Origin of the sequence: Streptomyces sp. NPDC059398 (genome assembly GCF_042751845.1) — a bacterium.
In the GTDB taxonomy this organism is placed as follows: Bacteria; Actinomycetota; Actinomycetes; order Streptomycetales; family Streptomycetaceae; genus Streptomyces.
In genome coordinates this window covers 1-11,283 of record NZ_JBHYWP010000002.1, presented here as the reverse complement: position 1 = coordinate 11,283, position 11,283 = coordinate 1, and the positions used below count along the sequence as shown (strand labels likewise).

Below are 11,283 nucleotides of genomic sequence, written 5' to 3'. Positions count from 1 at the left end.
TCCGCTGTCCTGTTCCGGCTGTTCCGGCGCGAGAAGGAAAGCGATATTCCGCCGATAAGACGGCTGCTTAGTGTCGTCCGCGAAGACGTGAAGTCGGCTGAGGGCTCACGGCATTGACGGACCTTCCGTGGAGGCGGCACTCGTGATGGACGACGCAGGGGAATACGGCGCCGTGGCAGGCCGGAGTTACTGGGACGCGGTCCTGGACGCGGTCGGCCGCACCCCGCTGCCGCGCTGGACACCGACGGGACCCGGCGCCCCCGGCGGTACGGCCACGCACCGCACGGCCCTGCCCGCCCCCGGTGTCACGCCGGCCCTGCTGCTGGCCGCGCACGCCAAGGTGCTGGCCGCGCTGACCGGCGAACCCGACACGGTCAGCGGCTACCTGCCCGCCGGCGGCGCACCGCTGGCCGCCCGGGTGAGCGTCCAGGACGGCAGCTGGGCCGGGCTGGCCGCAGCGGCGGAGCGCACCCGGCGGTCCGTGGTGCGGCACGCCGCGCACGCACCCGACACCGCACCCAGCCTGTTCGACACGCTGGTCGCCGAGGACCCGGCGGCCCTGGCCGCGGATCTGCCGCAGGGCGTGAACCTCGCGGTCGCCACCGACGGGCGCGAGCTGGTCCTGCGCCACCGCACGGACACCCTCGACGCCGGGGCCGCGGCCCGTGTCGGCGGCTACTACCTGGCCGCGCTGGACGGACTCACCGCCCGTCCGGACAGCGCCCACCAGGACCGCACCCTGCTCTCGGACGACGAAGTCCGCACCCAGACCGAGGAGTTCGCCGGGCCCGACGAGCCGCTGCCCGACCTGCGCTGCCATCAGCTCTTCGAGGAGCGCGCCCGGCTGCGGCCCGGTGACACCGCCCTGGTGCGGGGCGGGCAACGCCTCACTTACGGGGAGCTGAACCGGCACGCCAACCGGATCGCCCGGCAGCTGCGGCTGCGGGGACTGCGCGACGAGGACGTGGTGGCCGTCGTCACCGAACGCGACTTCGGCTGGGCGGCCGCCGTGCTCGGCGTACTCAAGGCGGGCGGGGTGTATCTGCCCGTCGAGCCGCACTTCCCGGCCGCCAGGATCGAGACCGTACTGCGCCGCAGCGACTGCCGGTATGTGCTCACCGCTCATGGCGCCTGTCCCTCGCTGGACACCGCGCTGGCCGCCCTCACCGCCCCTGCGGAGGGCCCGTCGGGCACGGCGGGCGGCCCCGACGTCAGCCTCGTCGACGCGCTGCCCGAAGGGCTCGCCGACCACGACCCCCTGATCCCGGTGCGCGCGGACCAACTGGCCTACATCTACTTCACATCGGGCTCCACCGGCGAGCCCAAGGGCGCCATGTGCGAGCACGCCGGATTCACCAACCACCTGCTCGCCAAGACCGCCGACCTCGGTATCACCGAGGGCACCACGGTCGCGCAGACCGCCCCCCAGTGCTTCGACATCTCGCTCTGGCAGCTGGTGGCGGCCCTGACCACCGGCGGCACCACGCACCTGGTGGAACAGGAGGCGCTGCTCGACCCCGCCCGCTTCGTGGAGACACTGCGGGGAGCGGACATCGAGGTGGTCCAGCTGGTCCCGTCGTATCTGGAGGTGCTGCTCACCTTCCTGGACGGCGACCGGACCGCGCTGCCCGCCCTGCGACGGGTCTCGGTGACCGGTGAGGCGCTCAAGAAGGAGCTGGCCCAGCGCTGGTTCGCCACCTTCCCCGCAGTCCCGCTGGTCAACGCCTACGGACTCACCGAGACCTGCGACGACACCAACCACGAGGTGCTGCTGCGCGCCCCGTCGGGCCCCTCCGTACCGCTGGGGCGGCCGGTGCGCAACGTACGCGTGTACGTCGTCGACGAGCGGCTCAGACCGGTGCCGCTGGGCGCGCCCGGTGAGATCGTCTTCTCCGGGGTCTGTGTGGGGCGCGGATACGTCAACGACGAGGAGCGCAGCAGGGCGGCGTTCCTGCCCGACCCGTACCGGCCGGGCGAACGGCTCTACCGCTCGGGCGACTTCGGCCGCTGGGCGCCGGACGGCCGCCTGGAATTCCACGGCAGGCGCGACGCCCAGCTGAAGATCCGCGGCTTCCGTATCGAGCTCGGAGAGATCGAGAACCGGCTGCTCCAGGTGGCCGGGGTGCGCGACGGCGCGGTGGTCGTGGCGGGGGCGGCCGAGAGCCGCCACCTGGTCGGCTACTACACCGGTCCCGCGGAGCTGGCCCCGGCCGATGTGGCGGCTGCGCTCGCCGGGGCGCTGCCCGGCTACATGGTCCCGGCCCGGCTTGAGCGCCGGGACGCGCTGCCGCTGACCGCCAATGGCAAGACCGACCGGAAGACGCTGACCCGGGAGGCGGCCGCCGGTGAGCAGGACGGTGCGGACGGGGGCGGCGCGCCCGGTGCGGCCCTGCCGGACGCGTACACCCCGCGCACCGCCATGGAGCGCCGGCTGGCCGGGCTGTGGGCGGGGATCCTCAGGGCCGACCCCTCCCGTATCGGCCGCACCACGCACTTCTACGAGGCGGGCGGCACCTCGCTGACCGCCGTCCGGCTGGCCATCTCGCTGGACCGGCTCGTCACGGTCAAGGAGCTCGCGGCCACCCCCGTACTCGCCGATCTGGCTGATCTGTTGCAGCGGCGGCTCGCCGCCCGTACCGAGGGAGAGATCGCTTCATGACATCCGTCGCGGAGATCCACATACCGCTCGCGGAGCCCACCGGGCACCCCGGGCCCGCCCACCGTAACGAGCCCGTCCCGGCACCCGGGCCCGGCGCCGTGGCGGTGCTGACCGTCGCCCCCGACGCCCTGCGCGCCGCAGGCGGCCCCGCGGAGTGGGCGGCCGCGCACCGCGAGACCGTCGGCCGGGCCGTCGCCGAGCACGGTGCGGTGCTGGTACGCGGTCTCGGGCTCGGCTCGGCCGCACAGGTCGCCGCCGCGGCAGCCGCGCTCGGTGTCGCACCGATGCGGGAACAGGAGCGGTTCGCCGCCCGGCGCACCCACGCCGAAGGGGTCTACGGATCCTCGGAGTGGCCGCCGGACGAGCCCATGTGCATGCACCACGAGGTGAGTTACTGCGCCGATGTGCCGTCCCGCGCGGTGTTCGGCTGCCTCACCGCGCCCCGTACCGGCGGCGCGACGGCCGTCGCGGACTCGGGCGAGGTCCTGCGCGCCCTGCCGGACGCGCTGGTCGCCCCCTTCGTCCGGCACGGCTGGCAGCTCACCCGCACCTACCGCGAGGTGGGCGTCGCCTGGACCGAGGCGTTCGGCACCGACGACCCCGAGCGGATCGCCAAGTACTGCGCGGAGGCCGCCGTCGACCACGAGTGGCTGCCCGACAGCGCGCTGCGCACCAGGCAGCGCAGGGCCGCCGTGCTGCGGCACCCGGTGAGCGGCGAGCGGATCTGGTTCAACCAGATCGCCTTCCTCAACGAACTGACCCTCGACCCGGTGATCCGCGAGTACCTCACCGATGTGTACGGCCCGGACTCGCTGCCGTTCACCACCGCGTACGGCGACGGCACACCGGTCCCCGCCGAGGTGATCGCGGCCATCGACCACGCCTACCGGCAGGCCACCCGGCGTGAACCGTGGCTGGCCGGCGACCTGATGGTCGTCGACAACCTGCGCATGGCGCACAGCCGTGAGGCGTACGAGGGCGAGCGCGACGTCGTCGTGATCCTGGGCGGCCCGGTCCGGCCGGCCGGCCACGTCCTGCCCTGAACCCCGGCCCCTACGCGGCCTCTTCGTACGCACCCGGCTCCACCCCTACGCGGCCTCTTCGTACGCACCCGCCGGATCGCGGCGCCGTGTCACAGCCCCGCGTACGCACCAGCTCGTACACAACAGCCCGCGTGCATCCGCCCGTGCCCACCCGCCCGTACGCCCCCCGCCCCGTCCACCAGCCACGGAGACCCCTCCATGTCACAGACCCCCTCCTTCGCAGTGATCCCCGGCGCCGACGTGAGCCGCGTCCTGGAGAGCCGGCACCGCGAGACCGTCGGCATCATCGAGGCCGCGTACCGCATCCACGGCCGGGGCGACACGGTCAACCCGCCCTCGTACTTCCTGCGCTTCCCCGACCGCCCCAGCTCCCGCATCATCGCGCTGCCCGCGTCGGTGGGCGGCGACGTCCGGGCCGACGGCATCAAGTGGATCTCCAGCTTCCCGGAGAACGTCGCGGCGGGGCTGCCCAGGGCGTCGGCCGTGCTCATCCTCAACGACCCCGACACCGGCTACCCGCTGGCCTGTCTGGAGAGTTCCATCATCAGCGCGGCGCGGACCGCGGCCTCCGCCGCACTCGCCGCCGACAAGCTGACGGCCGGGCGCCGGCGCCCGCGGCGGGTCGGCTTCTTCGGCACCGGACTGATCGCCCGCTTCATCCACGGCTATCTGGCGGGCACCGGCTGGGAGTTCGACGAGACCGGCGTCTTCGACCTGTCCCGTGAGCACGCGGAGGGCTTCGCCGGCTATCTGGAGGGCTCCGGTGCGGACCACGGCAAGACCGTCGTCCACGACAGCGCGGAGAGCCTGATCCGCGAGAGCGACCTCGTCGTCTTCGCGACCGTGGCCGGCACCCCGCACGTCACCGACCCCGGCCTGTTCGCCCACAACCCGCTGGTGCTGCACATCTCGCTGCGCGACCTGTCACCCGACGTGGTGCTCGCGGCGACCAACGTGGTGGACGACGTGGAGCACTGCCTCAAGGCCGACACCTCCCTGCACCTGGCCGAACAGCGGCTCGGGAACCGGGACTTCGTCGACGGCACGCTCTACGACGTACTCACCGGTGAGCTGACCCCGCCGCAGGACCGCCCGGTGATCTTCTCGCCCTTCGGCCTCGGAGTGCTGGACCTGGCGCTCGGCAAACACGTCCACGACACCATTCGCGACGCGGGTGAACTCGCCGTTGTCGAGGGGTTCTTCCATGAAATGCGCCGCTACGGCTGACGGGAGGAGGGGCTTTGATCATTTCAGCCCCGCACCAGTTCAACGAGGACGATCTGTATGTGAATCTGCGATCGGTTCTCGGAATCCCGCTGTATCTGAAATGCGAGGGTTTCAATTTCGCCGGATCAATCAAACACAAAGCCGCTCTCGCCATGGTGGAGGCGGCCGAACGCAACGGCGTGCTCTCCCCGGGCTCGGTCCTGGTGGAGTCCTCGTCGGGCAATCTCGGGGTCGCGCTGAGCATGATCGCGGCCAGCAAGGGCTACCGCTTCGTCTGCGTCACCGACTCCCGCTGCAACCTCGCCGCCCGCCGGCTCATGGAGGCCCTGGGCGCGAGCGTCCACACCATCACCGAACCCGACCCGGAAGAGGGGTTCCTGGGCGCCCGGCTCGCCCACGTCCGCAGGCTCTGCGCGGCCGACCCGCGGTATGTCTGGCTCAACCAGTACACGAGCCAGGACAACTGGGGCGCCCACTACCGGCTGACGGCGCCGCCGCTGTCCGGCAGCTTCCCCGGTCTCGATGTGCTGTTCGTCGGCGCCGGGACCACCGGGACACTGATGGGCTGCGCCCGCTGGTTCCGCGAACACCGGCCCGAGGTGCGGATCGTGGCCGTCGACAGCGTCGGCTCGGTCACCTTCGGCGGGCCCCAGCGCAGCCGGTCGATCCCCGGCCTCGGGGCCGGGGTACGCCCGCCGATGCTCGACGAGTCGTACATCGACGACGTGGTGATGGTCCCGGAGAGCGACACCGTCCGGATGTGCCACCGGCTGGCCGCCCGCGGATTCCTCTTCGGCGGCTCCACCGGCACCGTCGTCGCCGGGGCCGCGGCCTGGCTGGAAGCCCGCCAGGCACACCAGGCCCACCGCACCCATCAGAAGCACCGCGGTGAGCTGACCGCCGTGACCATCTCGCCCGACCTGGGCGAGCGCTATCTCGACACCGTGTACCAGACCAACTGGGTCCAGGGCATCTACGGCGATGCGGCCGGCACGGCCGACGTGATCAACACGGCCGACGTGATCGACGCGGTCGACCCGCTCAGCACCGCAGGACCCGCCGTACCCGAACCCGCCGCCTGAACGGCCCGACCGTGGAGGAAATCCCGATGAACAGCAACCCGTTCGAAGACACCGACGGCCGCTACCTCGTACTCGTCAACGACGAGGGCCAGCACTCGCTGTGGCCCGCCTTCGCCGACGTGCCGGACGGCTGGCGGACGGCTCTGCCCGGGTCCGGCCACGCGGAGGCGCTGGCCTGGATCAACGAGCAGTGGACCGACATGCGTCCGCGCTCGGTCGCGGAGGCGATGGACCGTGCCGCCTGAGCAGCGTCTCCGCCGGGCGGGTGCGGCCGGGGCGGGCGTGCCGGGAGCTTCCCCGGCCGCGGGCACGGCGCACGACCGGCTGATGGAGCTGCTGGCCGCCGGACGCGTTCCGCACCGGCTCCTGGCCCATCCGCCCGAGGGCCGTACCGACGCCGCCAGCCTGCTGCGCGGCCACCCGCTCCGGCGGGCCGCCAAGACCCTCGTGGTCCGGGTCGCCCTGGGACGGAAGAAGTCCCGGTACGTCCTGGCCGTGGTCCCCGGCGACCGCAGGGTCGATCTGGGGGCCGTGGCGGACGTGGCCGGCGGGGTACGGGCCGGTTTCGCCGACCGGGCCACCGCCGAGCGCCTCACCGGCTGCGTCAGCGGATCGATCATGCCCTTCTCCTTCCACCCCGACCTGACCGTCCTGGCCGATCCGGAGCTGCTCGGCCAGGACGAGATCTGGTTCAACGCCGCCCGGCTCGACCTCTCGGTCGCACTCTCCCCGCACGCCTACCGCCGGCTCGCCGCGCCCCTGGTGGCGCCCCTCACCGGACCGGACCCCGCGGTTCAAGCCGCCTGACCGCACTTCAAGCCGCCTGATCAGGAAGCGAAACGCACGCATGACTCTGATTCTGGACACCAGCCCGACCACCCCGGCGGTCACCGTCGGCCCGGACCGCGCCCGCGCCATCGAGCAGGCGGCGCGGCGGCTCACGCCCGTCGCAGGAGGCCGGGTGGACAGCCCCGAGTGGGTGGCCGCGGCCCGCGACAGCTGGGCTGACCTCCCGTCCGAGCTGCGCAGACCGCTGGCCGCCTTCCGCCGCGACTCCGGGCCCACCGGCTCCCTGCTGCTGCGCGGGCTGCCGGTGGACGAGGCGGTGCTGCCCGCCACCCCCGCCGCCGGAGGCTCGGCGCAGCACACGGCGGACGTCTCGGCCGCCGTCCTGGTGATGATCGCCGCCGGGCTCGGCGACCCGGCGGCCTTCCGCCCGGAGAAGGGCGGCGCCCTGGTCCAGGACGTCGTACCGGTCCCGGGGCAGGAGGACTTCCAGGGCAACGCGGGCTCCGTGCTGCTGACCTTCCACACCGAGAACGCCTTCCACCCGCACCTGCCCGACTTCGTCATGCTGCTCTGCCTGCGGGCGGACCACGAACGGGTCGCGGGCCTGCGCACCGCCTGTGTCAGGCAGGCGCTCCCGCTGCTCTCACCGGACGGCCGCGCGGCCCTGTTCAGCCCCGAGTTCAGGACCGCGGCCCCGCCCTCCTTCGGGTCCACCGCAGGAGGCACCGCCCCGCACGCTGTACTGACCGGGGCGCCCGAAGACCCGGACGTACGGGTCGACTTCGCGGCCACCCGGCCGCTCACCGGACGGGCCGCCGACGCGCTCACCGAGCTCCAGGAGATCTTCGACCTGACCGCGCAGACCGCCTACCTCGAACCGGGCGACCTCGCCCTCGTCGACAACCGCGTCACCGTGCACGGCCGTACCGCGTTCCGGCCGCGCTACGACGGACGGGACCGCTGGCTGCGGCGCGGCTTCGTCCTGACCGATCTGCGCCGTTCGCGGGCGGTGCGGCCGTCCGACGGCTACGTCGTCGACTGACCCCCGCCGCACGCCCCCGCCGCACGCACGCCCCCCGGCATACCCCGCCGCCCGTCACCGAACCGAGAGAAGGCCGACGCCCATGCGCATCGTCATCGCCGAGGGCTCCGCCGTGCTGCGGGCCGGACTGGCCCAGGTGCTCGCCGACCGCGGCCACCAGGTGGAGGCCGTCGGCGACGCCGGTGGGCTGAGCGCGCTGGCCGGCCCGTACCGGCCCGATGTGCTGGTCGCGAACGCCGCCCTGCCGTCCGCCCGTACGGACGACGGCATCCGGGCGGTGCTCGCGGCCGGCCACCGGTGGCCGCTCGGCGGGCTGCTCGTCTACTCGGCTGCGCCCGAACCCGGCTGCGCCGCCCGGCTGTTCGCCGGTTCGGGCAGCCGGGCCGGGGTGGGGTATCTGCTCCTTGACCGGGTCCACGACGCCGGGTTCCTGCTGGAGACGGTGGCCCGGGTGGCGGCGGGCGCCACGGTCGTCGACCCGCGGATCGTGGGCTCGCTGGCGGCCGGGGACACGGCACAGGACGAGCTGGGGGCGCTGAGCCGCCGTGAGCTGGAGGTACTGGAGCTGATGGCCCAGGGCCGCACCAACAGCGCGATCGCCCAGCGGCTGAACGTGTCACCCGGCACCGTGGAGAAACGGGCCGCCGCCGTCTTCGGCAAGCTCGGCATCCCCTGCACCGGGCACGACAACCGCAGGGTGCTCGCCGTACTGCGCTACCTCGCCGCCCGGCCCGGCGCGGCCACCGCCCACGAGCCCCGGATGACCCTGGCCGGGGCGGCGTAGGAGCGGCACAGCACGCTGCCCCCGGTGATCACCGACCACCGGGGGCAGAGTCGTGTACGGCAGAGTCATGTACGGCGAAGTCGTCCACGGCAGAGCCATGTACGGCGGGCCGTGCACGGCAGAGCCGTCTGGGGCGGGCCCGTTCAGCCGCTGCCGATGATGCTGCGGGCCACCCGTACCTGCCAGTTGGTGACGGCGATGATCAGCCACGGGCCGAAGAAGAAGGCCACCACACCCGCCGCGAAGTGCAGCGCCACCGCACCGGCCGGGCTGGGGCCGCCCCACGCCGGGTCGGGGTAGGGCGCCCAGCCCCAGATCGGGTACGTCAGATTGCGCGCCGACACGATGAACCAGCCCACCACGAGAGCGAACGAGAGGGAGCTGACCAGCAGGTTGACCAGCATGAAGAAGAGGCCTCGGCCGACCCTGCCGACGCCCGAGCGGTGCCCGATGTCCTCGCCGAGCAGCAGCTGTGCGCGCAGCCGCTCGACCATGGGCCCGATGAAGGCGACCACCACCAGCATGACCAGCAGGACCAGCACACCCATCTGCTGGCCTCCGTGGCCCTGGGTGGACTTCATGGCGTACGGGAGCACGAACAGCAGCAGGGGACCGACCGCCACCAGCGCGTACAGCACATGCCGCCACGTCCGTGGCCGGAACGGCCCGGTCAGCAGCCGGATGCGTCCGGAGCCCGAAACAGAGGTGGACATGGTGAAATTTCCTCTCGTGGGGGTTGAGCGCCGTGAGCCCGGCAGGGACCGGCAGGCAGCCGGCCCGCTCCCGGGCGACAGAGGCATCAGGCAGCCGCTGCGGCGGACCGGCCGAGGGCCGAGGGGCTCCGCCCGGCCCGGCTCATGGCGAGCAGGTGCAGGGCGATGGCGGTACCCGGCTGGCCGAGTGCCTCGTGATACCGACTCAGCACATCGTTCTCATCGGCCAGTTGGAACTCCCGCAGACCCGCCGTCCGCCGTGCGGCCCTGAGCCGGGACGCGGTCTCCACCCGCTCCCGGGCCAGGCTGATGAGGGACCTGTCCAGTTCGGCGAGCCGGTGGTCCAGTTCGGTGAGGGGGCCGGTGGTGACCGGTGACATCTCTGACCTCACGCCATGCCTCCGCTGGTCGGCTGGCTCGGCACGCTGGAGGGGCCGAGCACGATGAGAGGAAGCTACCCAGCGGGGTTTTCTTTTCGTTATCGAAGGAGAAGCGAGCCCGGTCAGCGGCGCGGCGCGATCAGTTCCGTGCCGGGGCGCATCCGTACCCGTACGGCGCCTGCGCCGATGACGGCGACCGCGCCCCGGTACCCGGGCCCCAGGTCGAGATCGGCCAGTGCGGTGCGCGGGCGGAGGTCCGCGCACCGGCCGAGCAGGGCGGGGGCGCGGTCCGGCGCGGACACCGTGAAGCTGTCCATCGGGGTGTTCAGCCCCTCGCCGGTCGCCTTCAGGACGGCCTCCTTGCGCGTCCAGTACGTCAGAAGACCCCGGGCCCGCTCCTCCCGGGGCAGCCGCAGCAGGGCGGCGCGTTCCGCCGCGGTGAGCACCAGCTCGTACCCGGGCGGCAGGCCGGACTCGTGGGACAGGCCGGACTCGTGGGACAGGCCGGAATCACACGGCAGAGCGGTCTCGGTCCCGGTCCCGGATCCGCTCCCGATCCCGGTCTCGGACTCGGACCCGGTCGTGGTCCCGGTCGGGCCCGGCCGCGGGTCGTCCAGCCGCTCCACGTCGAGCCCGAGCGGGTACCCGTCGGTGACCCCGAGCGCGACCACGTCGCCGGAGTGGGTGAGGGACAACTCCCAGCGGGCGGCGGCCCCCAGGGCCCGCGGTTTGCCGTGCGCGCCGCCGCACCCGGGGCAGCGGGTGCGCAGCCGTACCGCTTCCGGTTCTGTTCCGCAGAGCCGCGCGAGCGCGGTCCTGGCGAGGACCCGGCCGGTGACGAAGCGGGCGAGATCCCGCTCCCGCAGAAAGCCGGAGCAGCGCGCCAGTTCGCCGGAGTCCAGCAAGCGGAACCAGTCGGCGGGCCGGGAAAGCGGGGGCAGCGACCAGATACGGCACTCGGCCGTCGCCTCACCGGTGGCGGCGGTTCCGGATGTGTCCGGCTCCCGGCCGGGTGCGGTCAGCGGCGTCATGGTTCTGAGTGTCGGCCGTACCGGGCCGTCGGGGAAGCCCGGAATCCCTCCGCGCGTGCGGAGGAAAACCGCCCCGCACCTTGACGTTAAAGATCCGATATCGCCGGACCTGCCCCTGCGAAGCGGCTTTGATAGCGGACCGAAACCGCCGCTCCCTAACGTTCTGCTCATCGGGGGGCACGCACCGTTCGGGCGCCCTCCCTGACCTACTCAACGGGAGAAGAAGAGACATGCAGCCCAGCTGGAGATCCTCGGCCAAGCGGACCCTCGTCACCCTTGTCGGTACCGGAGTGCTTCTCGGTGGCGCGGCCACCGCGGTCCACTCGGTGCAGGGCCACGGCCGGCAGACGGCGGCCGTCCGGGCCGACAGTGCCGTGTCCGGTTCCGGTTCCGGTGTGGTCGCCACTCCGGACGGCAACGAGGACTGGGGCTGAGACCGGCGGTGACCGGCTGGGCGGAGTGGTCGCGGACCTGACCGGGTCCGGACCGGATCCTGCCCCACCACGCGTGCGGGGCGCCAGGAGACCTGAGTC

The 11,283-nt window shown here is 73.0% G+C and carries 12 protein-coding genes; 9 read left to right on the top strand and 3 right to left on the bottom strand.

The window, feature by feature from the left end:
* Positions 1 to 145 precede the first annotated feature (145 nt).
* From ACFXBC_RS01285 to ACFXBC_RS01250, 8 genes are all read left to right on the top strand, one after another.
* Positions 146 to 2,659, top strand: coding sequence for an amino acid adenylation domain-containing protein (locus ACFXBC_RS01285; RefSeq protein WP_385017132.1), 2,514 nt, complete (start codon positions 146 to 148; stop codon positions 2,657 to 2,659).
* A complete protein-coding gene (locus tag ACFXBC_RS01280) occupies positions 2,656 to 3,702 on the top strand; it encodes a TauD/TfdA family dioxygenase (protein ID WP_385017129.1) in 1,047 nt (348 codons plus the stop codon). The genes ACFXBC_RS01285 and ACFXBC_RS01280 overlap by 4 nt, the downstream gene beginning before the upstream one ends.
* 198 nt (positions 3,703 to 3,900) lie before the next feature.
* Positions 3,901 to 4,929 (top strand): 2,3-diaminopropionate biosynthesis protein SbnB, encoded by a 1,029-nt coding sequence (gene sbnB, locus ACFXBC_RS01275; protein ID WP_385017126.1) that lies wholly within the window; start codon positions 3,901 to 3,903, stop codon positions 4,927 to 4,929.
* Between the two features lie 14 nt (positions 4,930 to 4,943).
* The gene (gene sbnA, locus ACFXBC_RS01270) at positions 4,944 to 6,011 is read left to right on the top strand and encodes a 2,3-diaminopropionate biosynthesis protein SbnA (RefSeq protein ID WP_385017124.1); all 1,068 of its coding nucleotides are present in this window, start codon (positions 4,944 to 4,946) and stop codon (positions 6,009 to 6,011) included.
* Positions 6,012 to 6,037: 26 nt separating this feature from the next.
* Positions 6,038 to 6,256, top strand: coding sequence for an MbtH family protein (locus ACFXBC_RS01265; RefSeq protein ID WP_385017121.1), 219 nt, complete (start codon positions 6,038 to 6,040; stop codon positions 6,254 to 6,256).
* A complete protein-coding gene (locus ACFXBC_RS01260) occupies positions 6,246 to 6,818 on the top strand; it encodes a YbaK/EbsC family protein (RefSeq protein ID WP_385017119.1) in 573 nt (190 codons plus the stop codon). The genes ACFXBC_RS01265 and ACFXBC_RS01260 overlap by 11 nt, the downstream gene beginning before the upstream one ends.
* A 40-nt stretch (positions 6,819 to 6,858) precedes the next feature.
* The gene (locus tag ACFXBC_RS01255; protein WP_385017117.1) at positions 6,859 to 7,842 is read left to right on the top strand and encodes a TauD/TfdA family dioxygenase; all 984 of its coding nucleotides are present in this window, start codon (positions 6,859 to 6,861) and stop codon (positions 7,840 to 7,842) included.
* Positions 7,843 to 7,924: 82 nt separating this feature from the next.
* The gene (locus tag ACFXBC_RS01250; protein ID WP_385017112.1) at positions 7,925 to 8,626 is read left to right on the top strand and encodes a DNA-binding response regulator; all 702 of its coding nucleotides are present in this window, start codon (positions 7,925 to 7,927) and stop codon (positions 8,624 to 8,626) included.
* 143 nt (positions 8,627 to 8,769) lie between these two features.
* On the opposite strand, the gene ACFXBC_RS01245 is transcribed toward ACFXBC_RS01250, so the two are convergent.
* The 3 genes from ACFXBC_RS01245 to ACFXBC_RS01235 form a co-directional block, all read right to left on the bottom strand.
* Positions 8,770 to 9,339 carry a hypothetical protein gene (locus tag ACFXBC_RS01245; protein WP_385017110.1) on the bottom strand — a complete coding sequence of 190 codons (570 nt, stop codon included), beginning with the start codon at positions 9,337 to 9,339 and terminating at the stop codon, positions 8,770 to 8,772.
* Positions 9,340 to 9,425: 86 nt separating this feature from the next.
* Positions 9,426 to 9,731: a hypothetical protein gene (locus ACFXBC_RS01240; protein ID WP_385017108.1), complete on the bottom strand. Its 306-nt coding sequence runs from the start codon at positions 9,729 to 9,731 to the stop codon at positions 9,426 to 9,428.
* Between the two features lie 110 nt (positions 9,732 to 9,841).
* Positions 9,842 to 10,750, bottom strand: a complete 909-nt coding sequence (locus tag ACFXBC_RS01235; RefSeq protein ID WP_385017105.1) for a 4'-phosphopantetheinyl transferase family protein — start codon at positions 10,748 to 10,750, stop codon at positions 9,842 to 9,844.
* Between the two features lie 230 nt (positions 10,751 to 10,980).
* Here ACFXBC_RS01235 and ACFXBC_RS01230 point away from each other — a divergent pair, with 230 nt between their 5' ends.
* Positions 10,981 to 11,184, top strand: a complete 204-nt coding sequence (locus ACFXBC_RS01230; RefSeq protein WP_385017102.1) for a hypothetical protein — start codon at positions 10,981 to 10,983, stop codon at positions 11,182 to 11,184.
* The last annotated feature ends 99 nt before the right edge of the window (positions 11,185 to 11,283 follow it).